General features: G+C 46.4%; 28 protein-coding genes and 1 pseudogene. 11 read left to right on the plus strand and 18 right to left on the minus strand.

The genetic code is table 11. The features are described from left to right. Window positions 1–60 precede the first annotated feature (60 nt). The 3 genes from trxA to NST83_RS19475 all read right to left on the minus strand — a co-directional run bounded on the left by trxA (window position 61) and on the right by NST83_RS19475 (window position 3,198). Window positions 61–378, minus strand: coding sequence for a thioredoxin (gene trxA / locus NST83_RS19465; RefSeq protein ID WP_010347861.1), 318 nt, complete (start codon window positions 376–378; stop codon window positions 61–63). Between the two features lie 119 nt (window positions 379–497). Then, complete coding sequence (gene dnaI / locus NST83_RS19470) at window positions 498–1,451, minus strand: primosomal protein DnaI (RefSeq protein ID WP_137060120.1); 954 nt, start codon at window positions 1,449–1,451, stop codon at window positions 498–500. Between the two features lie 229 nt (window positions 1,452–1,680). Then, a complete protein-coding gene (locus NST83_RS19475) occupies window positions 1,681–3,198 on the minus strand; it encodes a helicase DnaB (RefSeq protein ID WP_342415342.1) in 1,518 nt (505 codons plus the stop codon). 348 nt (window positions 3,199–3,546) lie between these two features. Between NST83_RS19475 and hemQ the strand changes: the two genes are divergently transcribed. Next, the gene (gene hemQ, locus NST83_RS19480) at window positions 3,547–4,326 is read left to right on the plus strand and encodes a hydrogen peroxide-dependent heme synthase (RefSeq protein WP_137060122.1); all 780 of its coding nucleotides are present in this window, start codon (window positions 3,547–3,549) and stop codon (window positions 4,324–4,326) included. A gap of 123 nt (window positions 4,327–4,449) precedes the next feature. On the opposite strand, the gene NST83_RS19485 is transcribed toward hemQ, so the two are convergent. The 4 genes from NST83_RS19485 to NST83_RS19500 form a co-directional block, all read right to left on the minus strand. Beyond that, entirely contained in the window at window positions 4,450–5,616 is a 1,167-nt protein-coding gene (locus tag NST83_RS19485; RefSeq protein WP_342415343.1) for an ABC transporter permease, read from the minus strand. Beyond that, complete coding sequence (locus tag NST83_RS19490) at window positions 5,613–6,950, minus strand: biotin/lipoyl-binding protein (protein ID WP_342415344.1); 1,338 nt, start codon at window positions 6,948–6,950, stop codon at window positions 5,613–5,615. The genes NST83_RS19485 and NST83_RS19490 overlap by 4 nt, the downstream gene beginning before the upstream one ends. A gap of 114 nt (window positions 6,951–7,064) precedes the next feature. Further along, window positions 7,065–7,571: a MarR family transcriptional regulator gene (locus tag NST83_RS19495; protein ID WP_342415345.1), complete on the minus strand. Its 507-nt coding sequence runs from the start codon at window positions 7,569–7,571 to the stop codon at window positions 7,065–7,067. Window positions 7,572–7,736: 165 nt separating this feature from the next. Then, window positions 7,737–8,927, minus strand: a complete 1,191-nt coding sequence (locus tag NST83_RS19500; protein WP_342415346.1) for an NAD(P)/FAD-dependent oxidoreductase — start codon at window positions 8,925–8,927, stop codon at window positions 7,737–7,739. A 247-nt stretch (window positions 8,928–9,174) separates the two neighbouring features. Here NST83_RS19500 and NST83_RS19505 point away from each other — a divergent pair, with 247 nt between their 5' ends. Then, window positions 9,175–10,179, plus strand: coding sequence for an NAD(P)/FAD-dependent oxidoreductase (locus NST83_RS19505; protein WP_342415347.1), 1,005 nt, complete (start codon window positions 9,175–9,177; stop codon window positions 10,177–10,179). A 160-nt stretch (window positions 10,180–10,339) separates the two neighbouring features. Here the strand turns inward: NST83_RS19505 and sda are convergent, their stop codons facing one another. Together sda and NST83_RS19515 are read right to left on the minus strand one after the other, a co-directional pair. Continuing rightward, a complete protein-coding gene (sda, locus tag NST83_RS19510; RefSeq protein ID WP_137060128.1) occupies window positions 10,340–10,483 on the minus strand; it encodes a sporulation histidine kinase inhibitor Sda in 144 nt (47 codons plus the stop codon). 281 nt (window positions 10,484–10,764) lie between these two features. Beyond that, complete coding sequence (locus tag NST83_RS19515; RefSeq protein ID WP_342418001.1) at window positions 10,765–11,421, minus strand: YheC/YheD family protein; 657 nt, start codon at window positions 11,419–11,421, stop codon at window positions 10,765–10,767. 221 nt (window positions 11,422–11,642) lie between these two features. On the opposite strand from NST83_RS19515, the gene NST83_RS19520 reads away from it, so the two are divergent. Then, complete coding sequence (locus tag NST83_RS19520) at window positions 11,643–13,190, plus strand: Ppx/GppA phosphatase family protein (protein WP_342415348.1); 1,548 nt, start codon at window positions 11,643–11,645, stop codon at window positions 13,188–13,190. Here the strand turns inward: NST83_RS19520 and ppk1 are convergent. Next, the gene (gene ppk1 / locus NST83_RS19525; protein ID WP_342415349.1) at window positions 13,150–15,264 is read right to left on the minus strand and encodes a polyphosphate kinase 1; all 2,115 of its coding nucleotides are present in this window, start codon (window positions 15,262–15,264) and stop codon (window positions 13,150–13,152) included. The genes NST83_RS19520 and ppk1 overlap by 41 nt on opposite strands. Window positions 15,265–15,559: 295 nt before the next feature. Here ppk1 and NST83_RS19530 point away from each other — a divergent pair, with 295 nt between their 5' ends. The 3 genes from NST83_RS19530 (at window position 15,560) to NST83_RS19540 (ending at window position 17,580) form a co-directional block, all read left to right on the plus strand. Further along, the gene (locus NST83_RS19530; protein WP_044645463.1) at window positions 15,560–15,805 is read left to right on the plus strand and encodes a hypothetical protein; all 246 of its coding nucleotides are present in this window, start codon (window positions 15,560–15,562) and stop codon (window positions 15,803–15,805) included. A 260-nt stretch (window positions 15,806–16,065) separates the two neighbouring features. Next, a complete protein-coding gene (locus NST83_RS19535; RefSeq protein WP_342415350.1) occupies window positions 16,066–16,725 on the plus strand; it encodes a futalosine hydrolase in 660 nt (219 codons plus the stop codon). Next, the gene (locus tag NST83_RS19540; RefSeq protein WP_137060132.1) at window positions 16,726–17,580 is read left to right on the plus strand and encodes a 1,4-dihydroxy-6-naphthoate synthase; all 855 of its coding nucleotides are present in this window, start codon (window positions 16,726–16,728) and stop codon (window positions 17,578–17,580) included. Between the two features lie 151 nt (window positions 17,581–17,731). Here the strand turns inward: NST83_RS19540 and NST83_RS19545 are convergent, their stop codons facing one another. The 6 genes from NST83_RS19545 to NST83_RS19570 form a co-directional block, all read right to left on the minus strand. Beyond that, on the minus strand, window positions 17,732–18,052 hold the full coding sequence (locus NST83_RS19545; protein ID WP_014277849.1) for a hypothetical protein: 321 nt from the start codon (window positions 18,050–18,052) through the stop codon (window positions 17,732–17,734). A gap of 312 nt (window positions 18,053–18,364) precedes the next feature. Then, window positions 18,365–18,655, minus strand: coding sequence for a hypothetical protein (locus NST83_RS19550; RefSeq protein ID WP_342415351.1), 291 nt, complete (start codon window positions 18,653–18,655; stop codon window positions 18,365–18,367). 6 nt (window positions 18,656–18,661) lie between these two features. Beyond that, on the minus strand, window positions 18,662–19,000 hold the full coding sequence (locus NST83_RS19555; protein ID WP_342415352.1) for a hypothetical protein: 339 nt from the start codon (window positions 18,998–19,000) through the stop codon (window positions 18,662–18,664). A 30-nt stretch (window positions 19,001–19,030) separates the two neighbouring features. Next, the gene (locus tag NST83_RS19560) at window positions 19,031–19,375 is read right to left on the minus strand and encodes a YkvA family protein (protein ID WP_342415353.1); all 345 of its coding nucleotides are present in this window, start codon (window positions 19,373–19,375) and stop codon (window positions 19,031–19,033) included. 10 nt (window positions 19,376–19,385) lie between these two features. Continuing rightward, window positions 19,386–20,000 (minus strand): hypothetical protein, encoded by a 615-nt coding sequence (locus NST83_RS19565; RefSeq protein WP_342415354.1) that lies wholly within the window; start codon window positions 19,998–20,000, stop codon window positions 19,386–19,388. A gap of 85 nt (window positions 20,001–20,085) precedes the next feature. Next, window positions 20,086–21,015 carry a DMT family transporter gene (locus NST83_RS19570; protein WP_342415355.1) on the minus strand — a complete coding sequence of 310 codons (930 nt, stop codon included), beginning with the start codon at window positions 21,013–21,015 and terminating at the stop codon, window positions 20,086–20,088. Between the two features lie 152 nt (window positions 21,016–21,167). On the opposite strand from NST83_RS19570, the gene NST83_RS19575 reads away from it, so the two are divergent. The 4 genes from NST83_RS19575 to NST83_RS19590 all read left to right on the plus strand — a co-directional run bounded on the left by NST83_RS19575 (window position 21,168) and on the right by NST83_RS19590 (window position 24,132). Next, window positions 21,168–22,046 carry a LysR family transcriptional regulator gene (locus NST83_RS19575; protein WP_137060137.1) on the plus strand — a complete coding sequence of 293 codons (879 nt, stop codon included), beginning with the start codon at window positions 21,168–21,170 and terminating at the stop codon, window positions 22,044–22,046. A gap of 83 nt (window positions 22,047–22,129) precedes the next feature. Continuing rightward, a complete protein-coding gene (locus NST83_RS19580) occupies window positions 22,130–22,441 on the plus strand; it encodes a nuclear transport factor 2 family protein (RefSeq protein WP_137060138.1) in 312 nt (103 codons plus the stop codon). A gap of 376 nt (window positions 22,442–22,817) precedes the next feature. Then, window positions 22,818–23,195, plus strand: coding sequence for an IS110 family transposase (locus NST83_RS19585; RefSeq protein ID WP_252361503.1), 378 nt, complete (start codon window positions 22,818–22,820; stop codon window positions 23,193–23,195). Window positions 23,196–23,424: 229 nt separating this feature from the next. Then, window positions 23,425–24,132, plus strand: a complete 708-nt coding sequence (locus tag NST83_RS19590; RefSeq protein ID WP_252361504.1) for a DUF421 domain-containing protein — start codon at window positions 23,425–23,427, stop codon at window positions 24,130–24,132. Between the two features lie 20 nt (window positions 24,133–24,152). Here the strand turns inward: NST83_RS19590 and NST83_RS19595 are convergent, their stop codons facing one another. Together NST83_RS19595 and NST83_RS19600 are read right to left on the minus strand one after the other, a co-directional pair. After that, on the minus strand, window positions 24,153–24,635 hold the full coding sequence (locus NST83_RS19595; protein WP_252361505.1) for a ferritin-like domain-containing protein: 483 nt from the start codon (window positions 24,633–24,635) through the stop codon (window positions 24,153–24,155). A gap of 271 nt (window positions 24,636–24,906) precedes the next feature. Then, window positions 24,907–25,278, minus strand: a pseudogene (locus NST83_RS19600) (hypothetical protein). A 213-nt stretch (window positions 25,279–25,491) separates the two neighbouring features. On the opposite strand from NST83_RS19600, the gene NST83_RS19605 reads away from it, so the two are divergent. Then, window positions 25,492–25,728, plus strand: coding sequence for a helix-turn-helix domain-containing protein (locus tag NST83_RS19605; RefSeq protein WP_014277858.1), 237 nt, complete (start codon window positions 25,492–25,494; stop codon window positions 25,726–25,728). Window positions 25,729–26,079: the final 351 nt, after the last annotated feature.

Genomic DNA, 26,079 nt, shown 5'->3' on the forward strand with positions numbered 1-26,079 from the left:
GCATTGACCGTTCATGGCCGCTCCCCAAGCCCCCGCAGGAGCATGGGTCACATGCGATGATTACTGGTGTTTAGTAAGCATGCTTTTCAGCGCTTCTTTGGAATTCAGACCCACCACTTTATCAACAGGCTGTCCGTCTTTGAAGACGATCAGGGTAGGAATGCTCATAACGCCGAAACGGGAAGCAGACTCTGGATTTTCATCCACGTTTACTTTCGCGATTTTGACGCTGTCGCCAACTTCTGTGGACAGATCCTCCAGAATAGGAGCGATCATTTTGCAAGGACCGCACCATGGCGCCCAAAAATCAACTAAAACGGTTCCTGTACCTTCGACTTCTGCGTTGAAGGATTGGTCGGACACGTTAACAATTGCCATTGTATGTTCCTCCTTTATAGAAAAGTCAAGATTATTATAACCTGTAATTTCTTTTTTGACACCTTTTAATTATATCACAATAGTTTTTTAATTGTAAGATATCAAAATAGCAAATTGATTTACGATGATCCTCGCTGATTTTTTCCTTTGACAGTAATGACGTCTACAAAAGGACGAATCCGGTCCATCAAACGTTGCCCCTTGTACAATTCCTCACCGTCCTTGCTCGTAAAGCTCAGGTGCTTCTCCAGCCCCTGCAACGAGTAATTCGAAGTATAAAAGGTAGGTTTGCGGTTCATTCGGTAATTCAAAATCGAGCCCATTACATGATCCCGTACCCATGGACTCAAATTTTCGGCTCCAATGTCGTCAAATACGAGCAGATCACAATTTTTAAGCATTTCGGTCGTTTCCTTCAGCTTTTGTCCTTCCTGAATCATGGACTTTAAGTCCTCCACAAAATCAGGCATATACACGATCACACCGTTCAGCCCGGACAGGGCCAGCTCGTGCAGCAGATATCCCATTAAAAAGGTCTTCCCCGTACCAAACGTACCTTCCAGGTACAGTCCTTTTTTGGATAAGCCCTGGCTTTTCGTTTCTTCGATGTAACGGAATAGCTGTGTGACTGCGGGCATACGTTGTGAGTCCTTACGTGCAATTTCAAGGGCATTATAGCCTTCCAAAAGCGCACGCTCATCCACATAAAAGCTTTTAATCCGCTGACGCACCCGCTGCTCGTGCTGTGAAGCTACCAGCTTGGCGCAAGGGGTACGAATGTCTACCATTTCAGCTGTACCATTCGGATATTCCACGCCCAGCTTGCAAAAATGTCCCTGAAAATCGTTAGGACACTGTTCCAGCCCCGGACAGTTGTCGCAATTCCGACGATCCCGGGTATACTGAAAAAGCATGCTCATATTTAATCGCAGTTGTGCTTCGTCAATATCGGGATGCGCAACGCAAAATTCCTGCACCAACGGATCATTGAGAACCTGATCGGCCACATTGCGCGTGCGCTGGCGAAACGAAGGGTTCTGCAGCTGCTGTAGCAAATCGCCCAGTGATTCCAAGAACGCTCCTCCTTTCTAAAATGTGCAGAGTTATGGGGGAGAGACGCTTCGCGTGCAGATTGTTCTTCCGATTGCTGTTATCCCCGGATTTTTCCTATTGAAATAAAATTTTAAAGGTTAAAATCCGGGGATAAAGGCAAACGCTTCGCTTCTACAGAACAATTCTGCCCGCTCCGCTACCGACCGCCATAAAGTCAACACATATTTGAATTGGCTTCGCTTAATATTTTTACACCTTTTTCTGTTTACCCGATTGCATTCGTTCAGCCAGGCGCAGCAGTTCATCCAGTTCTTCCTCGGATACGGATTCCTCGGAAGGATGATCCTGTACGATGGGAATGGATGGCTTGGATGGGCCGCTGTTTTTGGCATACGACCGCGAACGGCCACCGGAAGGAGAAGCAGCGGACTGCTTGCCTTTTACCTTGGCCTGATCCCGTATATATTGAACGGCCTTTTCGTAAGTATTTACCTGCTTTAGCAGCATGTTGGAGGCAACGGCCTCGACAAAATTGCGGTTGATCCGCTGATCGCTCCCTGACACCAGCAGGGACATTAAATAATGGATAAGTACGTTGATGACTTCACCGGGCAGCTTGTAGCTGATATCAATCTTTTCGAATATATCCAGCAGGTTACCGGGAACCGTGCCCGGGAAAAAGGTTTGCAGCAAACGTCGATAAGGCTCATTGCGCAGCATCATATTATATTGGTGAATGTCGCACTTGGCTGTGAATTGTGGTGGAACCTCCACATAAAATTCCATCTCCACGGCTTGCTCCGCAGGCGGCTCTTCTGGATTGGCTGCTTCTCTCTGGCGCAAGGCAACCACTTTGGCGGCCTGCACCTGCTGTTCCTCCTGACGCTTCCGATCCTGTCTGGAATGCTGGCTGGCCCGGAGTTGAAGCTCGTCTAGCAGCAAATCGCCCGCTTCGGTAAAGATACCGTCCTCATCCAGCAAGCGGCTGATGTCCTGCACAGATAAGTCAAATTTGCGAACAACGTAATTGACCATGCCTAGCTGCTCGTGCTCAAAGCGGAGGCGTTCCACATGCTTGCGATTAACGGATTCGCGTGGAAAACGGAGAATGATGTCTGCATAATTCAGCCCTTCCTCCGACTCTGCGGCCAAAGTCCCATTATGACGACCCGAAGACACCTCGGACAGCGCCTGCTCCAACTCGTAATCAATGACATGGGTGTTCAGCTCAAATAACTCGTAAAACGGAATAGATATATTCTCTTTATTATAGGAAGATTGCGACCATTCCGCAGATTCGCTGCTCCACAGCGATTCTCGCAGAGAAAGCACCGCAAACTTGCCGATTTTGTCTCTCAACAAAAGAGTAAGATGCTGCGTTCTGAAAAAATCGGCAGGCGCAAGCGGTGGCTGCATCTCATATTCATACATATAATCATCCGTTTCCGGTGCATATAGCCTGGACGTCTGCAACAGACCGACAGCCTCCAGCTTGGAGGTCTGTTCAATGAGATACTTGCGTCCCTTCTCGCTTGGCTCCAGCCCTAGTGTCAGAAAAAGACGACGCTGCTGCTCCAGCGGCGAATAACCGATCTGTCCGACTGGCACATGCTGGAACAATAGCCGATACAGGCTGACCGCAAATGCGCCTACCATCGGCTGATAGACACTTCCCAGCATCAATTCATCCAGTGCGCTCAAGCCGAATTCCCGATAAACGCAGTAGCGGTGGTTCTCAGTATAGTGCAGCAGGTTTTTCATCCGCATTCCAACATTCTTCCTTTCCTGACATAACGGTCACCAAGATGTTTTTCTATTCTATCATACTTGCCCCTAGCTGAGACCAGCAAAATAAGTCCAATTGTCCTCCTTTTTGGCAGTCTCATTCGTCCGTGTTCCCCTTTTTTCGAGAATACTAACTATTTTTACAACTTGTGACCTGCATCACGGAAAAAATAAAATTCTTCACATTTCTTTCATTGGTGAAAATCCTTTATTTGGGCTACAATATAATAGTTAAGCATTACACATTTTTTATTCGCAGGACATACTTACAACGCACATGTTTCGGCCATGCCGATGATTATTTACAGATTTGAAAAAGGAGTGACCATTGTGAACCAACATCAACCTCAACAACCCCCATCAACGCCAAATGAAGTAGCATCCACGCTGGAAGGCTGGTATGCACTTCACGATTTCCGATCCATCAACTGGACCGCATGGAAAACAGCAGACGATGAAGAACGCGCCGGAGCGCTGGACGAGCTCCAAGAGTTTATGAAGGAATGGAGTGTTACCGAGGAAGCAGGTCTAGGCAGCTCTGCCGTATATACTGTAATCGGACAAAAGGCTGATTTTGTGATGTTGCATCTACGCGAAACGCTGGAAGACCTCAACAAACTCGAAAATGAGTTTAACAAAACAACCTTTGCCAAATATACGACTAAAACCTACTCTTACGTGAGTGTGGTCGAGCTGAGCAACTATTTGAGCAAGGACGAAGATCCGATGCAAAATCCGCAAATTGTTGCACGTCTGAAGCCTGTTTTGAACAAGGCTCGATATATTTGCTTCTATCCGATGAACAAAAAACGCGATCTGGACGACAACTGGTATATGCTTTCGATGGATGAGCGCCGCACTCTGATGCGCAGTCACGGTTTGATCGGACGCAGCTATGCTGGCAGAGTGAAGCAAATCATTTCCGGTTCTATCGGCTTCGACGATTGGGAATGGGGTGTCACGCTGTTCTCCGATGATGCCCTTCAATTCAAGAAGCTGATCTACGAAATGCGTTTTGACGAAGTCAGCGCCCGTTACGGCGAGTTCGGCTCCTTCTATGTCGGCAGCGTCCTGAACGAAGAAACATTTGAAGACATGTTAAAGCTATAAAACGACCAAGGATTTCGTGAACTCCCGCTTTAGGGAATGCGGAATCCTTTTTATATGCTGCAAAGCCGCACAGGATGAGAAAAGGCCCCCTCACGGGCGCCTGAAAAATCATATTCTTATATATTAGTGTAACACAGGTTCAACCACTATAGCTGCATCCTCGCTTTTTGCCAGCTTTCTTTTCTCCAGAGCAATCAGAATAAAAATCAGAAGCAACAAACCACTTAACAGGATCAAAAATCCTCCAACCTCAGGAATGAAATACTTCAAGCTTCCGCCCTTGAATCCCATCCCTCTCAAAAACTTGAAATGCCATGTTAATGGAAGAATGTTGCTTACATACTGCAACGATGGAGGTAGCATAGCTACCGGCAATTGAGCACCACTCAGCATAAACGAAGGCAATATAATCAGCATGAGACGCGGGGAAGCTTTTCCCGGATTCGCAGCACTCCATCCCAGAGCCATTGCAAACAAACCCAAAGTAATCGTGTACAGTAGAAACGGAATACTCATTTGCCATATATTTGCCTCAAAACGGAGTCCGCCGATCTGCTTGAGCAAACCAATGGATAGAAAAAAGGATACACACCCTACTACCGCATACGGTATCACCCTCAAAATCAGACCGTATGAATGCTGCAGCTCATCTTTTAATCGTCCTTCCTCCCGTAAGCGAGGAACAATCGTCAGCGTAGCAGCACCAATCAGCGAAATCATGATTGTATTCATGAACCCCATAACCGAGGTCATCAGCGTAATGTTGGTTGGATTATACAATAGCCGCTGCTGGAGCAGCATATTGGAGGTAAGCCCTGTAACTTGGCTGTCACTCATTCCCATACCCTTTAGTCCACCACCAGCCAGCATCGCATTTTCCGTGGCAATGATCTCTGTGACTGCCGAGCGTAGATTTCCAGTAGCCTGACCTACCGTATTATCTACATAAAAACCGATGTTGCTCTGAACTCCTTTAATCCTATTTTCCTCCAACCCAGCTGGAAGGTAAATCACCGCAAAAAACTTTTCATTATATAAAAGTAAATTCGGATCGGTTTCGTTCTCTTGCACATGGCGTACATCAATATACTGCGATGCATCTAATTTATTAATAAGCTGTCGGCTATAATGGCTATGATCTAAATCGACTACAGCTACAGAGGCATCGTTAAGCTGATTATTTTTAAAAACAAACCCTAAAGATGCCGATACGACAATCGGGACGAGCAGCATAACAAATACCAGCTTGCCGCTGATCAACAGCTTCCATTCCTCTATAAACGCCTTCATTTCGTCACAACCTCTATCGTCATTCCAGGTAATAATTCAGGTGTTCGCTGAACATCTACCCTTACCTGGAAGGAGCTTATATCAGCCAAACCTTTATCCCGGCTCATTCTCATGTTGGTATACTGCGGAGCAGAGGTAACGTATCTCACCTTGCCCTGGATATTTTTGTCTAAAGCTACGACATGTGAAGCCACATTTCCCCCTGCTTTAAACTGTGAGATGGAATCCTCATTCACATAAATATCATAGTATAGCTGGTTGGTTTCAATAACGACGCCTGTTGCCCCTGTAGCAACGATTTCTCCCATCTTGGGAACAATGCGGGACACTTTACCGTCTGCGGATGCCTTCAGCACCGTACGTCCGCGCTGCAATTCCAAGGTTTTGAGCTGAACGGTTAATGCCTGTTTTTGTTGAGCCAGAAGATCTACATTGTATTCACTATTTTTAACATCTTTACGTGTTTGGGAGGTCTGGGTAAGTGCTTCCTTGGCCTTTTCCGTTTTGATGCGGGCCTGTTCGCGTTCCTCTGCGGTTGCGCCTGCCTCCATTTTTTCCAGAGCGGTTTGCTGCTGGGCGATACTATTTTTAGCAATGTCGGATTGTTTGCTGGCCGCAGTAATCTGATTATTGGCAATCTCCACCTGATCCCGAGCTGTATCCAGCGTAATTTGGGCAGAATCCAGTTGGTTTTTGGCGTTATCCAGCTCCGCCTTGGTTCCAGCCCCAGCATCGTACAAAGCTTTGATACGGTTGTAATTGACTTTAGCCAACTCATGCGCCTGTTGTCTGGAGGTCACTGTCTTTTGCGCGATCTCTGCATTTCTTTTGGCTGTCTCCACCCCTGTCAGAGATGCGTCCAACGATTGCTGCGCCGCTTCAATAGCCAGCTTTTGCTTTTGGATATCCTCCGCACGTGTGCCTTGGTTCAACAGGGATTCTCCCGCTTGCGCAGCCTGAATATCCAGTTGCCCCTGTTTTTCTGAAGTCGAAATTTTCTCCGACTGGTTTTGCAGTCCGTCTTTAGCCTGCTTTATTTTTACATCAGCCTGCGCGATATCCGTTTTTAATTTCTCAATTTGCAGGTCGAGGTCCACAGGATCGAGGGTCATGAGCACATCGCCTTTTTTCACCTGTTGTTCCTCCTTCACCTCAATGGTGCTCACTCTTCCCCCAACGCCCTGAAAAGCGACATTTACGGTATCTGCGGTAAGTAACGTGTTTTTTTGTGCGGCAGCCATACTCACAGCATCCTTGCCGCTCATAGCCATCAGCGTACCTCCAGTACCTAACGCGGCAATAAGTATAACGTACACAATGATATTTTTTTTCATTGCTATGAACTCTCCTTCATGATGATTTAGCTAATAATAAGCGGAAAATGAAAGTTAAAAAACAAGTACGCAACCTGATAGTACGACGTCTAACTATTGGTCTCGGGAAAGGTATTATTCCCGTTTTATTCGCTCCAGACCTGTGGAAAGCTTCTGTAGCATCCCCGCGAAGTGGACATGATCTTCCTTCGTAAATTCCTTCAATAAATCGGAAAAAAGCTGAATGAACAGCGGAATTCTTTCCGTCATTAACTGTCTTCCTTCCTCAGTCAAGGAGATTGCGGTCATACGGCGATCCTCCAGCGTACTTCTTCGGATGATACCGTCACGTTCCAGCTTGTCGATTACACTGGTTACGGTTGAACGTGTTACTCCTGAATATTCGGCCAGTTCAGATGGAGTCAACGCACGTTCATGCAGATACAGCGGAATTAAGATTTTCAGACTTCCAATGGATAGTCCATATTCCGACAGTCTGGAGCACACACCATTGTATACTTCATGAGCCGTCTGCATGAAAAGCACTAGCGTACTCAACGATTGGGGGTCCACATGGGGAATTTTTTCTGCCAATAAGTTTATCTTTTTGGGATCACCCTTGAAGTTAAAATCAAAATACAACGTGAAAGCCCCCTCTGTAATTAATATCCACACTATACGTCGCCGTATAGTTATGTGTCAATACTCTTTTTAGAGGCGCATTAATAAAAAAGGTTTCCAAGCTCCCTGGCCAGGAGTCAAGAAAACCTTCTCAATGCATAGGATTTTTTGATGTCATGCTCAAGCTTAGAAAAACCGTCCCTTTTTAAGCACTAGCGGAATCCCGCCAATGATAAACAGATAACGGATATCCACAATTTTCTTCAACTGCGCGGCAATCCAGCCCTTTATTTTGCGATTGCCCACGACCGCGACAGCCTCCCCTTTTCCAAGAGAAGCAACCGTGCCTTTATTGGAAAATACGAACTTGTGCAGCTCCTTTTTCCGAAGTGTAGCTGCCAGATTCTTTGCGCAGAGTACCCCTTGCTGCATTGCAATTTGGGCGGTCGGCGGATACGGGCGTCCTTCGGGATTAAACATTAAAGAACTGTCCCCGATAATAAAAATGTCGTCATGGCCCGGTGCGCGTAGAAAATCGTCGATCTTCACCCGTCCGCGCATCACTTCAAATCCGGCTTTCTCGATGAGGCCGTTACCACGAATACCTCCAGTCCATACGACCGTGCAGGCTTCGATTTTCTCACCCTCACCGACAATGACGCCGTCCTCAAGACATTCCTTAATGGGAACACCGATGCGGAAGGTAACGCCCTTGCGCTTAAGGACTTCCATCGCGTATTCTACCAGCTCCGGATCGAAGCCCGGCAATGCCGTAGGAGCCGCTTCGACGTTAATGATTTGAATCCGGTTAAAATCAATATCATAGGCTCTCGCCAATTGTGGCAGGCGATCCGCCAGTTCTGCCACGAATTCAATGCCGCTAAAGCCCGCTCCTCCGACCACAAAATTCAGCCGTCCGGGGTTTCCGTCATTTTTATACAAAGCAAGCTGGTATTCGATATGCTCACGGATCAAGCGGACCGAGTTAATGCTTCGAATCGTAAGCGCGAACTTATCCATCCCCTGAATACCGAAGGTTTCCGGTTCCCCACCCAGTCCGATCACCAGATAATCATAGGATAGCGATCCATCCTCCAGCACGATTTTCTTCTCCTTCGGTATGATTTCCTTAACCGTTCCTTTGATTAGATCCACCTTGAACTCATCGATCAGCTGCGAAATCGGAATCCGTGAATGCTCAATTGTATCCGTACCCGCCGCAGGCATGTGGAGATGCGTTGTTATATAATGATAATCATGGCGGTTAATCAGCGTGACATCGGCCTCGTTGTGCTTGAGCTCCTTTTGCAATTGCTGAGCCGTCAAAATACCGCCATACCCGGCGCCCACAATGACAATTTTGGGAATACTGCCCATGCTTTTACCCCTTCCGGTTTACGTAATCTTTGATATTCACAGCTTTGCTACCTGCATGACTAATTTATGCACACCAGATAATCTTCATCAAAATATTAATCACTTAAACTTTGCAAGCGGAACCCGGCAGTTTATAATGATAAACAGTGAATCATGCGTTCGATGGCTTTCTTACCTCTGCGGCTGATTCAACATTTAACATTCAATATCCATTATCCATACTATTCCTTTCGGAGGTGTTTTTAGAGTGACAGCTCAATCCACAGGTGCGGAGCTCCGCGATCTGATTATCATCGGAGGCGGTCCAGCCGGTATTTTCGCTGCTTTCTACGGGGGAATGCGACAGGCATCCGTCACCTTAATTGAAAGTATGCCCCAACTCGGGGGCCAGCTTGCAGCCCTTTATCCTGAAAAATATATTTATGACGTCGCTGGCTTTCCTAAAGTGACTGCACAGGAACTGGTCAACAATCTCGTTCAGCAGATGAACCACTTTAATCCAGAAGTACAGTTAGAAGAGAAAGTCGTATCATTAGAGAAAAAGGAAGAACGCCACTTCATCGTCAAAACAGATAAAGGCGGCGAGTATCACGGTAAAGCGGTCATTATTACCGCTGGCGTGGGTGCTTTTGAGCCGCGCAGACTGGAACTGCCGGGCGCAGATCGTTTTGAAAAAACGAACCTGCATTACTTTGTCAGCGACCTGAGCAAATTTGCAGGCCGGAAAGTGCTGATCAGCGGCGGCGGCGACTCTGCGGTAGACTGGGCGCTCATGCTGGAACCGATTGCAGAACAGGTTACATTGATTCACCGCCGCGACAAGTTCCGTGCGCATGAACACAGTGTAGAAAACCTCCTCGCTTCCAAAGTAAACGTCGTTACACCGACTGAAATTACAGAGCTGCATGGGGAAGACTTGATTACGAAGGTTACTCTTGCTCATGTAAAAACCAAAGAAACTCAGGAAATCGAAGTGGACGATGTAATCGTTAACTTTGGATTTGTATCCACACTCGGCCCGATTGCCGAATGGGGAATCGAAATCGAAAGTAACTCCATCGTGGTCGATTCCCGTCAGGAAACGAATATTCCCGGTATTTTCGCCGCTGGGGACATTACAACCTATCCAGGCAAGCTCAAGCTGATTGCTGTCGGCTTTGGTGAAGCCCCTACGGCCGTCAACAATGCCAAGGTATATGTTGATCCGGACGCCAAGCTGTCCCCGGGTCACAGTAGTAACATGAAACTGTAGTCTACTTTAGACTATGACAAAAAAGGGTATTTTACTCCAAATTTGAATTATTGGAGTGAAATACCCTTTTCTACGGTGTGCCTATTCGTTGCAATGATTGTCCGTAAAGCCATTCGAACCCTGAATGACTTCACAGTCACAGTACGAGAGCTTGTCCGGTCTAATGAAGGACTACGGCTGTACTCATCTCTAAGTTTCTTTTGTGAATCTCAGCCAGCAACAGTGCAATGAAGTCACATTCAAGTTTAAGCTCGATTGCCATCTGATAGGAATCCAAAAGCATTTCATCCGTCAGCATAGCCATCCTCGACACAACCTTTCCTTATATTTCAAAATCTATTCTATCAAAATACCAAAAACGGAACAAGCGTTCTGTTATCCACAGCATGTTGTGGAAATCCTGTGTATAAATTGTTGGTAAGTGTCGTAAAGCCTTATATGTGACAGGGGATAATGTGGACAATACTTATACACAGGATTTTGACGCTGGTAAATAAAAAAAAATTTTCATTGTTTACACAAATATATTATATTCACAATCTACTAAATTGAATTTTATGGTATTAAATTAAATAAAATCAAGAATTATTGGGGTCTTGTGTTTACCTCCAAAATCCATATCCGTCCATTCGGATCAAGTCCATAATCAAATCCCAATTGTCCAATCCCTGGAAATCTTTTTTCCAGTACAGGAATGCATCGCTGTGTAAGATTAACGATTTCACGACGCTTTCGGATAGCCACCCGACGGGGATAAATCTTCCGAAGTGCATCCATTCCCTTGATCAGAGTTCCCCCTTTGCACAGGTTCGTAATGACCAGTCCGGGACGGGCATGACGGGCAACCACGGATCGGAAAAACCATTTCTGCCCCTCCTTCACCACTTTTACCCGATAGTCCACAGGTCTATCCTGAATCGTAGCCAACAAAATACCCTGCTGAATCAAATACGGACGCCGGAGCCGGAGCTTCCCGATTCCTACAGCCAGCGCTTGAAAGCTGCTGAACCGGTATGTGCGTTCCATATGTGTGCAGGTGTATTCCCTACGACCCCTAGCCACACGCATGACTCCGCTTCCACCGCCGCCCTTCACGGGCTTTATAAATACAAAAGCATATTGTCGTAGCATCATACGCAACTGTTCCTCGTTATACAGACTGGTTTCCGGTATATAAACAGCGGTATGTGGATGGTGCAGCAGCGCCTTTGTCTTTAACCATTTGCTTGCTAGTTGTCTCATCATACCCTTTCTCCTTTCGCCGTGAGGTATACTTATACATACTCAACAGCAACCAGCTATTCTTGTATGATCGTCCAAGGACCAAGTCCATTTCGACAAGATCCCTGTCAACGGTAGCATGCACCTGATATCACTGGTACAATGACAATAATCTGACTACCATTTGCACAGAGCAGCGAAATTTACGCTCAAATCGTTTTTTTCGACAAGGAGGTCATACCATGAACAGCAAAATCGGCATCATGGACATTGGATCAAACTCCATTCGTCTAGTAATCTATGAAATGACAGAGACAGGCGCCTACCGGATTGTGCAGGAATGCAAGGAAGCTGCACGACTGAGCGAGAAGGTCGGGGCGAATGGACGTATGGAACGAGAAGCTGTTCGGAGCATTGCTCCATTACTGAATCAATTTAAGGCAGTATGCCGTATGCACGGGGTCCTTCGTATGCGTGCAGCAGCGACAGCAGCCATCCGCAATGCGGCGAATTCAGATGAGATCGTCCAATGGATCGCGGAGGAAACGGGCTTAACGCTGGAAATACTGACCGGAGAGCAAGAGGGCTATGCGGGCTTTCTGGGCGTGGTCAATACCATGAATGTAAACGACGGCATTATTATTGACATCGGGGGCGGCAGTACCGAAATTACGCTGTTCCGCGAGCGACAGCGGCTTCATACCGTATCGTTTCCTTTTGGCGCGGTCAACACGAATTCGCGCTTTGGCCAGGAGGTCAGGAACGGTGAATGGTCCTCTCAGCAGATCGAGGAGATGGAGAGCTTCGTCCGTTCTTCCCTGCAAGACCATGATTGGATCTTTTCCAATCCGGGCCTGCCGTTCATCGGTTTGGGCGGTACCTTGCGTACCTTGGCCAAAATCAATCAGAAGCGGCAGGATTACTCGTTGCCCGTGACGCACCATTACGAAATGACGACAGAAGATGTCGATTATTTTTATGTCAGTCTGCCCCATCTTCCCTATGAAAAACGCAAAAAAACAGCCGGCCTGTCCAAAGACAGAGCCGACATTATTGTACCGGGGCTAGTTATCTTGAAAACGATATTCGAGGCCGCTCATGGTTCCACCTATTGGGTCAGCGGAGCGGGTCTGCGTGACGGTTTGTTTCATGAACTGGTCAATTCCGAAAAGCCTGTGGTCGACAATCCGCTCATCGCGTCGATCCGCAATATACTTTCATTCGCTGTCCCGGTTAGCGAAGAGCACGTCAAGCGGGTTAACGAGTACGCTGTCCGACTCTATGACGAACTCGTTGACGTATGGGCTGACGTATCATCCTCAGCGATGGACAAACGTCTGCTGCTGACCGCCGCAACGCTGTACAAAACCGGAGCTGCCTTAAATTACTATCATTTCCGCCAGCATTCCGTGTTCTGGATCCTACATGCGGGCATCGGCGGTTTATCCCATCAGGAAACGGTGCTGGCTGCGCTGATCGCAGACTACCATCCCAAGAATCGGACGCCCCGACTGTTGCGCACACATGCCGATATTCTGGAGCCTTCCGACGAAGAACGTGTACATCGGTTGGGCTCCCTGCTCCAGCTTGCGATCGGCATGGATCGGAGCGAATCCGGCATCATCACCAGCATCAATCCCACCACAGGTGACGATGCGCTGCATCTTCGTCTGGAAAGCATGGGTGAACCGATTCTGGAACAGCGGGAGCTGGAGGCTGTCGCCAAAGATTTTCAAAAAGCATGGAACCTTACGTTGTCGTGGTCCATTCTTCCTTCTTCCAATTTCTAACCTTCATGGCTTCGGATTGGCTCCGCCTAGGGGCCTCTTCGTCGTTTCTTGTCACAAACTGATAGCTGCCATTAGACAGAAGCTGCCGCGCCTTCACATTATCCCTCAAGGACAAATGCAAAATGTCCGACAGCATTCCCTTGATCCGGTCATCATAAATCGGGCACATCAGTTCAATCCGACGAGTCAAATTACGAGTCATCCAATCCGCACTGGAGAGAAATAGCTCCGAATTCCCCGCATTCTCAAAATAGAACAGTCTGGAATGCTCCAGGAAACGGTCAACAATACTGATAACCCGAATGTTCTCGCTGAAGCCTTCCACTCCGGGACGCAAACAGCAGACCCCTCTAATGATTAAATCAATCTTCACACCTGCTTGAGAAGCAGCATACAGCTCATCAATCATCTCCTGACTGGATAAGGAGTTGATTTTGGCGATAATCCGGGCGGGCTTGCCTGCAAGTGCTTGCTCCGCTTCCCTGCGGATCAGCTCGAACAGCTTGTTTTTCATTCCCGTCGGAGCCACCGTAAAAGCTTGCAGCGTCTTGAGTGCGGAGAAGCCCGTGATTTCATTAAACAGCTCGGAGGCATCCTCGCCCAAGACCGGGTCTGACGTGAATAACCCGATATCCGTATATACGCGAGCCGTGCTTTCATTGTAGTTGCCAGTCCCCACATGCACGTATCGTTTGAGCATGTTACGCTCGTGGCGTACCACGAGAATGATTTTGGCGTGCGTCTTCAAACCGACTAGCCCGTACACCACATGGCAGCCTGCTTTCTCAAGCGTACGCGCCCAAGCAATATTACGCTCCTCATCAAAACGGGCCTTTAATTCCACCACCACCGTGACCTGCTTGCCTGATTCAGCCGCACGTGCCAGTGCCGGTATCAGCTTGGATTCCCCGTTGACTCGGTACAGGGTCATTTTGATCGCCATCACATCCGGGTCCTCTGACGCCTCAATGATAAAATCCGTTACCGCATCGAACGACTCATACGGATGATATACCAGCACGTCCCGTTTGCGAAGTACGTTGAAGATATCCTCTTGTGGGGGCAACTCTTCCGGATACACCGGTTTGATTGCCGGAAACTTCAAATGCGAATACCCTTCCAATTGATCGGCAAAGGACGATAGAAATGTCAAATCCAGCGGCCCGTCCATTTCAAACACATGATCGAACAACTTGAATTCGCGCTGAAGCTCCATCAGAGCAAAGGGATTAATCCCTTTTTCCACTTCCAGCCTTACTGGCGCACCGCGTCTTCTGCGACGCAGCTCTTTTTCAATCTCTTCGAGCAAATCTTCGATTTCTTCTTCATTAATGGACAAATCGGAATTGCGCGTGACACGAAAGGCTTGAACCGATTCTGGCACATAACCTGTGAACAGCGTTTGAATATGATGCTTGATCAGCTCTTCAATTAAAATGAATGATTTCTTCTTGCTATTGGAACGCAGCGGCACAGACACGACACGTGGAATATTGGAAGGCACCTGCACGATGGCAAAAAACGGCTTATCCTCCTCCGTATCCCCTTGACGTCTCAGTACAACTGCCAAATATACATATTTATTATGAACCAGTGGAAAAGGACGGCTCTGATCGACCGCCATCGGCGTCAGCACCGGAAATATAATTTCATGAAAGTAGGTATCCAGAGACTTGCGCTGTGTCGCATTCAAGCCCTCATATTCAAGCAGCAAAATCCCTTTTTTCGTCAACAGGCGGGAAATTTCGCGGTAGGTTCGATACTGCTCCGATACCATTGAGACTGTGCGCTTGATCAGCCGTTTGTACAAACCAGAGGGGGTATATCCGGTGAAGTCCTTTTGCATAAAACCGGCCTTGATCTTCTCCCGCGTCTCTGCCACCCGAACAGCCATAAATTCATCCAGATTGCTGGACACAATCGCCAAAAATTTGGCTCTCTCCAGCAACGGTGTATCTGTATCCTGCGCTTCCTGAAGCACACGGCGATTAAATTCAATCCAGCTTAAATCCCGATTAAAGTAGCGTTCTGACCCGGCTTTATCTTTATCCTTATTCTGACTCTCTATCAACATATGGCCTCCATCAATCATGCAGTATAGTTATGCTTTATTGTACTATTAGATGAAACGCACTAGCATCATAGCTGTGTAAACACAATGTAAAATGTGTGTAAAACGCAGCCTGATGTTGAAAAGGTCACTCGGATACTTTACAAAAATAGTATTAAAGGGTACAGTGTTTACGTCTGTTTCATTGATAGATTGTCGAATCGTACTTTTTTCATGTTTATCATGTTGTTACTTGTCACATACCAGCCACGTTCAATTGCTTCATTTTCAAATGGCATCATATAGGAGGATTTACGTTATGGAACCCAAGAAAACGCCACGCGTACTGCAAAAAAACATCGAATTTTTCACCGCGGCGCTGTCTCAGCATCTCGTTTCAGTCTGGCAGGAGGACCCGACGGGCGTATACTGCGAGATTGGCAGCGGATATATCGAATTGTTCAGCAGCGAGATGATTCGGGTGCGCAATCAGGATGGGACCCAAAGCCATTATGACCGCAATATCACGATGTTTCAGTTGATCACCAAGGATCAGCCGATATAATTATTATATGCTATGCCTGTACTGTTCTTCCAGATTAGAATTGCTTTTTCACCTTGAAAATAACTGATATCCAACTGTTACCACAGGGTGATCGTTATTATTTAAGGCAGCGATTCTGCTGGCTTTCAATTTGTGAACATATTGCAGGTTTATCCAAAAGGCGCCACAGAGCGCTTTTTTTGTCGTTATTTTTTGAACATAATTTCAAAAAGCAGTATGATGAAGTAGCATATGATCTAAATTAAAAGGGGAATCAACCGATGGAGCATACAACATCAGACGGACGCATCCTGATCATAACCGCGGTTGAGGGCGAACGGGAAGCCGTGCTGCGCGGGCTGAAAGGCGACAGCCGCTTTGCAGTAGAACTGGCTGGTGTGGGCGCTCCGTCCGCAGCAGCTTCGACCGCGTTGGCGCTGGCTGGCGGTGGCTACCGCCTTGTCATCAGCGCCGGAATCGGCGGCGGATTCGTGGATGTCGCCGCACTGGAGAGCGTCGTCGTCGCTGACGCGATCATCGCGGTCGATCTTGGAGCCGAGACGGCGGAAGGCTTCAGCAGCGTGGACGAGCTGGGATTCGGCTCCAGCCGAATCGGCGTGAACGGCGCAACCACGCAGCGGCTCGTTGAGGCGCTACGCGCCGCCGGACAGACAGCTGTCGCCGGGCCGATCCTGACCGTCACGACAGCGACAGGTACGGCGGCTACGGCAGAACGGCTGGTGATGCGCGTTCCCGGAGCCGCTGCGGAAGCAATGGAAGGCTACGGGGTAGCGGTAGCGGCGAACAAGCTGGGGCTGCCCGTGATGGAAATCCGCACGATTTCCAATGCAGTTGGCCCACGTGACCGCGCTGCCTGGCGGATCAAAGAGGCCTTGCAAGCGTTGGAAGCCGTATTCTCTACATTAACGGAGGTTATATAGATGCAAATTGCTTTTTCACCTTGTCCCAACGACACCTTTGTCTTCCATGCCTTGGCGCATGGATTAATTCCGGGCGCACCCTCGCTGGACATCACATTCGCCGATATCGACATCACCAACAATCTGGCGGTAACGCCAAACGGGCTGGATGTCATGAAGATCTCTTATGCTGCACTCCCTTGGGTGCTGAAAGAATACGCCCTGCTGCCTTGCGGCGGCGCGCTCGGCCGGGGCTGCGGTCCGCTCGTGCTGACCAAGGAAGGCACCACGGCGGAAGGACCGGAAGCACTGTCCGGCAAGCGCGTGGCTGTGCCGAGCGAACGCTCCACGGCTTATCTGCTATTCCGCCTGTGGGCGGCCAAGCATGTGCCGGGAGGGGTTGGTGAAATTGTCGTGATGCCGTTCGACCAGATCATGCCTGCTGTCCGTGATGGACATATGGATGCCGGGCTGGTTATTCACGAGGCACGTTTCACGTATCCATCCTACGGTCTCAGCAAGCAAGTGGATCTGGGCAACTGGTGGGAAGAAGATACGGGGCTCCCGATTCCGCTTGGAGCCATTATTGCACGTCGTTCTCTGGATCTCGATGCGATCGCAGGCTGGATACACGCTTCTGTCGAATATGCCTGGAAGCATCCCGAGGCCTCACGCGAGTATGTATTGTCCCATGCGCAGGAGCTGTCTCCGGATGTGGCCCAATCACATATCGACCTGTACGTGAACGACTTTACCGCCAATCTGGGCGACAGTGGATACGCGGCCATCGAAGCACTGCTCGGACGGGCAGCACAGGAAGGGCTGGTTCCTTCGTTTGATTTAGCCAAGCTGCGCCTTGCGTCCACCACCCGCTAACGGGCCGACATTGCATGTTTTCTTGCTGAATAGAGCAGCTTAAACATATAAAACCTCCCGAACGAGCACATTGCCTAGCCATGCGCCCCATTCGGGAGGTTTTATGATTTCATATTGCGAATCATCATTCAGACTCGCCTGATCCTTGTGCTTAGTTCTGTTCCTGCTCCACGACCTCGGTCTTAAACACGTTATCCAATTTGGTACCCAATCTTTTGACCAGCGGTACCTTAATATCCCGGCTCAGCTCCTTGAAAAAAGCGTCCATGTCACAATTAATCTTATCCAGCACGACCTTCACGGTGCCTTCTGCCAAGATCTGCTCATTCAGATCCTCCGGTACAGTAACCGAGATATCATACTTCTTGCTTAACGTTTTAATATAGCGGGTAAAGATTTCGATAAGCTCCTCATTGTTGAACTTCTCGACTGCAACTTGCCCTTTGTTCGTAAATTTCAAATTCACTCTCACGTTAGCATTTCCCCTTTTCCTTTTGACCATTTATTTTGGATAAACGTTGAACCTTACGAGGCTCTTCAAAGAAAGGGCCTTACCGGTCGTTTTAGACTCTTGTCCTTTGATATACTAAGTATAACACATTAAGTCCGTTTTCATTTCCCAACTTGTCGTTTTATGATAAAAAATGATACAATTTGCGCACTTTCAGCATTAATTCTTTCTTTTCATGCCAATCATTAGGAAAAATTTATACACCAATACACAAAAAAACGCCTATCTCGCAAAAGAAAGACGCTTCCGTATAGTTGCTTATGCAGTATGGATTTACACAGGTTTTGTACATTCCCAACCATGTGAACGATACTCACGCACCGCATCCCGTACATCCTCAATATCATCGGTATGCAGCAGAACCGCAGGTAAAATCACCCAATATTCGTTCTCTGCCAGATCAATAAACACGTCCTCGACATCATAATATTGCATATCGCCAAAAGCCGTATCCCTGATTTTCTGTCCAACCAAAGGTGCAAAATGGGAATCAAATGTTTTAATCACCTTCGTGTATTCCTTCACGCCCGTTGCTGATATCTGCTGTGAAATAATGACGCTCAATACCGTTTACCTCCCTGACTGATAATGCTCATTATAACCTCTTATCAGGCCTTCCACAAAACCTTGTGCTCCAAAAATAATAAAAATCAACAACCCGATGCCGATCCCAACGGAGCTTAAAACGATAATCAGGATGCCCTGTGTATCTCGTTGCTCTATCCGTTTCGTCAAAATGCCGAAGACTAAACCCAGAATAGCCGACAGATTACCAATGACTAAAATACTTAATAGTAGCCCCAATCCTGCAAAAATCCAGCCAAACAAAGCAAGCACCCAGCCCTGCGGCTGTGGCTCACTCTGTCTCATCTGCCAGCGTTCCCTCGCTGTCGGTATGTATCTATCCATCACCTAGTTCCCCCACTCTTTAAGCAATCCTCAAGAAAGAAATTCTTTCGCCTTCTCCCGGTGGGCAGGCTTGATATGCATGTCCAGCACTTTTAAGGCCGCCAGCACGACACCCGCATCGTCCGTGAAGCCCAGCATCGGAATAACATCCGATATGGCATCCAAGGGTGAAATAAAATACGCCAAGGCCCCGAAGGCCACCCCTTTGGCATAAAGAGGCGTTTCAGGATCTATCGCACAATAGTACATGGCCACCGCATCCTTCACAAAGGGAACCTTCCCGGCCGTGGATTTCACCTTTTTGAAAAATCCCTTTTTCACCTGATCTTCCTGCTTCGGATCATACTTGGCTTTAGTTACATCAAAATCCTTCATAAGGTACCTCCTATTGCTGACTGGTAAGCTTGAAAGTGCCGCCTTCCCGCTTTCCGAGCGGATAATTGTGGACCGTCATTTCCACCGTCGTCTTCTTATCCCATACCGGAAGCTTGTCAGATGTACCGTACTCTTTCATAGCTATGTTTATGACTTCCTCCGCCTTCTTCGTCAAAGTAGAAGACGCCATATTATATTTACCATAACCCTGATAAGCACCACCCAAACCAAGATTCGGTTGATTGTTCACATTTAAAAGCACAGCCTTCAATGTACCATTCTCTGCTACATCAAAGGTCACTTTTTCCAATACAAAATCATCCGTAACGACAGAAGTCTGCTCCAATGCATGCGATATGGACGACAGGTTGGCTGCTAATCTAACCTGTTGCAGCAGCGCCTCTGTATCGTTTTGTTGCTTCGTTAATGCTAGCGTAGTCTTGTTGAGTGAAGCATTTGCTGTCGTTAAAGTATTTACCTTCGTATTCAGATTATAATTCCATACCGCCAAGGCTATACATCCTAGTACCGCTACTCCTGAAATGACCGTGGCTACAACCGCGAGCTTACGAACAGCCTGTGGTTGCGGCTCCACAGACTGAGTATGACTGCCTAATTCCCCCATAACAAACTTCCTCTCTATTTATATAGTCATATTTTACTATGGCCCTCTTTTATAATCTAGTATATTTTTCCTACTTTCGCATTCTCTATTCATTGGTACAGGATTTCGTTTCATTGGCCCTTGAGCTTCGGTTGCCCCATTTTCCAGGTGAATCCGTATTCACCAGATACACACTTCCCGCGATCAACACCAATCCCACCACGAATGTCAAGGTAAGCGACTCCTTGAGTATCACCATACTAAAGATCGTAGACAGCACCGGAATCATAAATGTATAGGAGCCAACCGTTCCTGCTTCTCCGTTGTCGATCAGTTTAAAATAAATCATCCAGCCCATCGCAATTACGAATACCGATATAAACAGCAAGATACCGATAAAGGAGGGGGTCCAGTGAATATCGCTCCATTTCTCCGTCGTAAGTCCAATCCCATTCAGTATAATTCCCCCAAAAATGAGCTGCATCGTCACCGCCCAAATGGAGTCCAACTGCTTGCTTTTTTTCTTCATATAAATCGTTCCGAGTGCCCAGCACAGTCCAGAGGCCAGCCCCAGCACGATACCCAAGACGGACAAATGCCCGGCCATCCCTCCGGAGCTAATCACGATCACCCCGCCAAAGCCAAGAACCAGTCCAATGACCTTCATCGGAAACATGCGCTCACCCAACCACAACCAGGAGAACAATCCAAGCAAGATCGGCTGTAGGAATACTAAAGTGGAAAATAACCCGGCAGGCAAATATCGTAGCCCCACCGTCTGCAAGCCATAGTAGCCTGCAATATTAAGTATCGCCAGAACGAGATAGGTCCACGCATTCTGCCTCAAACGCAAGGTTTCCCTGTGACGCATAGCAAACATAAGCAGGATTAGCCCGCCCAGCAGCGTACGTATGCCTGAAAATAAAATCGGCGGTATATCCGGCAAAGCCAGCTTGGTCAACGGCCAGTTAATTCCCCACACCATCACTAATATCAATACAAGCCACAGCGTAGCTTTAGGTGTTAATGTTTTCATAGATGTCTTCCTCTCCTCTAGCGATGATCATCGCTCATTTCATACGGCTATAATCATTTACAGCCATTTGCAAAGCTTCACTTTACTAGCGTATACTGTGGGCACTAATAAATAAAATGAATGTTTTCGATAAGGGAGATAACCTTTCGCTTATGACCATTACCCAAATTATGATCTTTGTACGTGTAGCTGAAACGCTAAACTTCACCCAAACTGCGCATGAGCTGCATATGACGCAACCCGCAGTCAGCCATGCCATCGCCAGTATTGAGAGTGAACTAGGTGTCCAGCTATTGTTGCGTGACCGGAAAAAAGGCGTACTGCTGACGGATATCGGGCAAAAGGTACTACTGCAATTCCGCATGATGCTGCAAAGCATGGAAAAAGTAGAGCAGCAGGTCGCCGCCGAAAAAGGGCTAGACGTTGGCACCATCACCCTCGGAGCCTTCCCTTCGGCCTCAGCCTATTTTCTGCCCCCCATCATACATCATATTCGTCAGCATTACCCGAACCTCATATTCGATCTGCATGAAGGCTCCACCAACGAAGTCAAGGAATGGCTGCATAACCGAGAGATTGAAGCAGGTATCATTCTGCTGCCAGATCCGCAGGTGGATGTCATCCCTTTATGTCAGGATAATATGGTTATTCTCCTGCCGGACGGTCACCCATTACAATCACAAAGCAAAATCGCCATTCGAGATTTGAACCAGCAGGATATGATCTTCTGTAAAGGCGGGCATGAGGTTGCCATTATGGAAGGCTTCGAGCGTGAACAAAGCCAGTTGCAGGCACGCTTCACCACTCACAATGTCAGTACATTAGTCAGCATGGTTCGACAAGGACTGGGCATGGGGATCGTCTCTGCCCTCTCCTTGTCCACATTCCCCCATGATCTGACTGTCAAGGAAACCACACCCCTGATTACGCGCCAGATCGGTATCGCCGTGCCATCCCTGCACAATGCTTCTCTGGCCGTACAGTTATTTGTGCGCACTGCGCAGGAACTGTTTACAGATGTGACAAATTAGGAGACATTGGTAACGAGATTTTGGCAGATGCATAATTATTCTTAAATACTTACTGATCGTAATCATAAGGGGTGTCTGTTCAAATGCAGAAAAATCATATTATTGAATCCGAGGAAAAGCTTCGTAAAGCCATGTTATCCAGCGATGTGAAGGTCCTGGATGAACTGATTTATGATGATCTTATATTTGTAAATCACTTTGGACAGATGTTGGACAAAGAAGCCGATTTGGAAGCTCACCGTTCAGGTGTATTACATTTTACGGATATTCAAGTTCTGGATCAAAAGGTGATTCTGCTGGATGATACTGCGGTAACTGTGACCCGCGTTTCTTTACGAGGAACGGTAGGTAATGAACCCATTGAAGATGAAATGTGCTATACCCGGGTAAAATAAGAATAGCCGCGATTGTTGCACATCGCGACTTTCTGACAAAGGCCGGTGGGCGACCACGGCGAGAATTTCATACTGCGTATGAAAAACCACCGGATCAGGGGCCAACCTATTCCCGGTGGTTTTCGTATTATTAGGTCAACCAAAAATTTTGGTTGGCCTATTTTGATAGGTGTTTTAAGATGACGATAGCCGGGAAGAACTAGGTGGTTTTAGGGGAATAAATAACCCCGTCAAGAAAACTATTCTCTCACTATCACCAACGACCATGTTTGAGCTGGTTGGGGCATGCGATCCCGTATAACAAGCGAAGCTATGAGGTTCGAATCATCGTGGGCTTGTTGCATTTCTCATACGAGAAGAAATTGCACATTTCATTGTGAATCCCTTGCAGTCCAAGCGAGCTCGGGGGACTACGCTACGCAAAGTTAAGACAGATGCAGCAGACGCTTGGCACTTAGCTGAAATGTTCTACCACGGTGATATAAAGCCGCATCGGGCATGTGATGAAGCCCACACGGAGCTTCAAAATGTGACCAGACAGCATGAATTTGTAACATCCTTATACGTGCAAGCAAAGCTAAATGCTTGGGCTTTGCTAGATCAGGTATTCTCCGAATATGAACCCGTATTTTATGACCTTTACTCGGAAACGGCTCTAAAAGTCCTACAAGCCTGCCTTCAGGGTGAGGTGGAAAATGGCTCTACGCCATCCTTAGTAAAAACGAGCCTTATCGCCTGTAAAATACCATATTAATTCAGAAACTTTCTGTATAAACAGAAGGCTTTCTTAGTCATGTCTGTAAACAGAGTATATCAAGTTTATGGATTTATTCAAAAAGTATTCTTGACGGGGCTGTTTTGATAGGATTAGCAGTTAGCAGTTCCAAAGCATTTATGCATTAATTCCACTGGTATATTATTCTAGTGCAGCGGGTAACCTATATACTGAATACCTGCAATTTTTAAACAAGGAGGTTTTTACATTGGACCATCTCGTTATTTTGATCAGAAGTTTTTCTGCATTCGTTATCCTTATGATAATTGGGAGAATATTGGGGAAGCAAACCCTTTCCAATATGAACTTTCATGAATTCGTGACGGCAGTCATATTGGGAGCTATGGCTGCTAACTTTGCATTTAACGAAAAAATAGAAGTTGTCCACCTATTAATAGCCCTGTCCGTTTTTACAATTACTTCTTATGTTTTAGCCAAGCTTTTTTTGAAATTCAGAAACTTTAAGATGTGGACAGAGGGAACACCCACCGTTCTCATAGAAGGAGGGTTCATTCTCGAAGATAACTTAAAAAAAAATAATATGACATTGGATTCTTTAAACCAGCAACTTCGCGAGAAAGATATTTTTAATATAGAAGAAGTGGAGTACGCCCTCCTTGAGATTAACGGAAAACTATCTGCCCAAAAGAAAAAGGAACTGCAAGCCGTGACATTAAAAGATCTGCAGTTGAATGCAGGTAATGCCGCACAGTTCCCAATTGAACTTGTAATCGACGGACAGCTTTTGCATGGCAATTTAAACTCCAACCATATTCCCGAAACCTGGCTGCTATCCCAATTGAAGGCTCGCGGCAAAAAGTTAGAGGACGTATTCTATGCCGTTAAAGGCAGCAACGGTCAGCTCTATGTGGATGAATATAAGGATAAAATCCAGCAACCAATTGATGTTGAATAGTATTGACTTTCGGTCAATAGCTACTTGAGATTCAACGTAATCAGATAATTGTATTTGGCAGCGTGCTTAAGCTCATCCAATATGATACCGTACACCGTGTCCTTATAGATGCCAGCAGGCAAACCAAACCAGATGTTGCGGTATCGTTCCACCGCACCCAATTCTCCCATCAAGGCACGTTGTAGACCTTCTGTATAGGATTTCACCCTCTCATATTGCTCACTACTGATGCCTGTAATTTCCTGTCCTGTCAAAGTCAGATACATCTCTCTGAACATTTTATTGTGGCCACGTTCATCGTTACGGATGCTTTCAATAATAGCTACCTGCTCTTGTGAGGGAGCCAAATGGATTAATTCATCGTAGAACAGCTCATCGTTACGCTCCCCTTGTACCGCTTCCTTTATCATTTGTACTGCTTTCGGAAATCCTGTGCTCCAGATAGGTACAAAATCGACCCGCATATAGTATGAATTTCTCCAATAAGAAGGTACTTGATACAAGTTTGTCTCCTCCCGACATTAGTATATAGAAAGTATATGCGCATCTGCCCATGTTGGTTCCAACATTAGGAAAAATGAACGCCGTTCCGCCCGCTCCCAGTCGCCCTTCTCTTGTGAAGTAATGCTGGTGGCTATTTGACTTACCAACATACTGGGTTGATTATACTGAGCTAGCTTCGCCGTATCTTACCATCGGTAATTTTGTCCAAATCATTATAGCTAAATGGGATAATTGGAATATAGAAGGAACCATAAGAAAAACAATATTAGCTTACAGATTTCCCTTTGTTTTCACGAGGCTAAGTTCAATGTGACTTCTACCATGTAGCCATAGCAGTTCATCCAGTAAAAATGCTAATCCATCCTTGCTACGCAAACGCTCGATCAGTTCTGTAACGACTTCCATAATCTCACGTTGTACATTCTCCGCTAATTGTAGCCCCCCACTTTACCCATCCACATAAAGATGTGAATGATCCGGTTGTTCTACCTTTCGTACATGTCGCAGATACAATATTCCATGTTCAAGATAAAAGAAATAGCTACGATCATACAGGACTCCCTCAAATAGTTCATACATATGAGGATCATCATCAGGTCCATATACCATGGCAACTCTTTTCAATTCAACAGATTCGCTCATAAATAAATCCTTCCTTCTGTATTGATTAGTTTTTTTGTCAAATAAAGAACATAAAATATGTTTATATGTATTTAATATACGACTTCTTATACATATAATACACTTTCACATTCATATTTTCAACACTTATCGAATAAAATGTACGCATTATTGTAATTTAAGTTTGACTTCTATAAGATTTGAGTACATATAATAAGTTGAGGGGGATTGCTCATGGGATTGAAACCAAGTTATAAACCAATGGAAATCACTCTAATTAAACGAGATAAAACACGAACTTACCTTCGTACTCAATTAGGAATTTCACCATCTACTTTGGCGAAAATGTCAAATGGGGAATTTGTAGCTATGAGTGTCATTGCACGCATTTGTGAGGAATTAGATTGTAAAATTGAAGAGGTTGTAGAGTTTATAAAGGAGCAACCATTAGATACAGAAAAAGAGCGCTAGCCTTTTTGAAGAGGATAGCGCTCTTCCTTTTTTATTAACTATATTTTCCTATTGTTAATCTACCCGCTGCATAAGGAAGCGATCAATTAGTTCTATTTTTTGCTATATAGTAAGAAATGTACATGAAAAGCGGAGAAGACGGAATGGTGCTGTACAAGCGAAGCGGTCGCTTTTGTCCCCGGATTTCTACCCAATTATAAGCTTTATTCAAGAAATCCGGGGGCGGTGGCGATGGGAAGCACCATCCGTCTGCGGAGTGGCACTAAAGTAACTTTTAAGTTCCATTTCTTTTAAGTTCCATTTATATATTCGTTCTTTTGATTGGTTGCTCCACAGCTTTATAAGTCATGT

The organism is Paenibacillus sp. FSL R10-2782 (assembly GCF_038592985.1).
GTDB lineage: Bacteria > Bacillota > Bacilli > Paenibacillales > Paenibacillaceae > Paenibacillus > Paenibacillus terrae_C.

Excerpts from the sequence above, each read along its gene's own strand:
- trxA (WP_010347861.1), bottom strand. The coding sequence starts at position 378 with ATGGCAATTGTTAACGTGTCCGACCAATCCTTCAACGCAGAAGTCGAA.
- NST83_RS19475 (WP_342415342.1), bottom strand. The coding sequence starts at position 3,198 with ATGCGGATGAAAAACCTGCTGCACTATACTGAGAACCACCGCTACTGC.
- NST83_RS19485 (WP_342415343.1), bottom strand. The coding sequence starts at position 5,616 with ATGAAGGCGTTTATAGAGGAATGGAAGCTGTTGATCAGCGGCAAGCTG.
- NST83_RS19490 (WP_342415344.1), bottom strand. The coding sequence starts at position 6,950 with ATGAAAAAAAATATCATTGTGTACGTTATACTTATTGCCGCGTTAGGT.
- NST83_RS19500 (WP_342415346.1), bottom strand. The coding sequence starts at position 8,927 with ATGGGCAGTATTCCCAAAATTGTCATTGTGGGCGCCGGGTATGGCGGT.
- sda (WP_137060128.1), bottom strand. The coding sequence starts at position 10,483 with ATGGCTATGCTGACGGATGAAATGCTTTTGGATTCCTATCAGATGGCA.
- NST83_RS19515 (WP_342418001.1), bottom strand. The coding sequence starts at position 11,421 with ATGAGACAACTAGCAAGCAAATGGTTAAAGACAAAGGCGCTGCTGCAC.
- NST83_RS19520 (WP_342415348.1), top strand. The coding sequence starts at position 11,643 with ATGAACAGCAAAATCGGCATCATGGACATTGGATCAAACTCCATTCGT.
- ppk1 (WP_342415349.1), bottom strand. The coding sequence starts at position 15,264 with ATGTTGATAGAGAGTCAGAATAAGGATAAAGATAAAGCCGGGTCAGAA.
- NST83_RS19530 (WP_044645463.1), top strand. The coding sequence starts at position 15,560 with ATGGAACCCAAGAAAACGCCACGCGTACTGCAAAAAAACATCGAATTT.
- NST83_RS19535 (WP_342415350.1), top strand. The coding sequence starts at position 16,066 with ATGGAGCATACAACATCAGACGGACGCATCCTGATCATAACCGCGGTT.
- NST83_RS19540 (WP_137060132.1), top strand. The coding sequence starts at position 16,726 with ATGCAAATTGCTTTTTCACCTTGTCCCAACGACACCTTTGTCTTCCAT.
- NST83_RS19555 (WP_342415352.1), bottom strand. The coding sequence starts at position 19,000 with ATGGATAGATACATACCGACAGCGAGGGAACGCTGGCAGATGAGACAG.
- NST83_RS19560 (WP_342415353.1), bottom strand. The coding sequence starts at position 19,375 with ATGAAGGATTTTGATGTAACTAAAGCCAAGTATGATCCGAAGCAGGAA.
- NST83_RS19565 (WP_342415354.1), bottom strand. The coding sequence starts at position 20,000 with ATGGGGGAATTAGGCAGTCATACTCAGTCTGTGGAGCCGCAACCACAG.
- NST83_RS19570 (WP_342415355.1), bottom strand. The coding sequence starts at position 21,015 with ATGAAAACATTAACACCTAAAGCTACGCTGTGGCTTGTATTGATATTA.
- NST83_RS19575 (WP_137060137.1), top strand. The coding sequence starts at position 21,168 with ATGACCATTACCCAAATTATGATCTTTGTACGTGTAGCTGAAACGCTA.
- NST83_RS19580 (WP_137060138.1), top strand. The coding sequence starts at position 22,130 with ATGCAGAAAAATCATATTATTGAATCCGAGGAAAAGCTTCGTAAAGCC.
- NST83_RS19605 (WP_014277858.1), top strand. The coding sequence starts at position 25,492 with ATGGGATTGAAACCAAGTTATAAACCAATGGAAATCACTCTAATTAAA.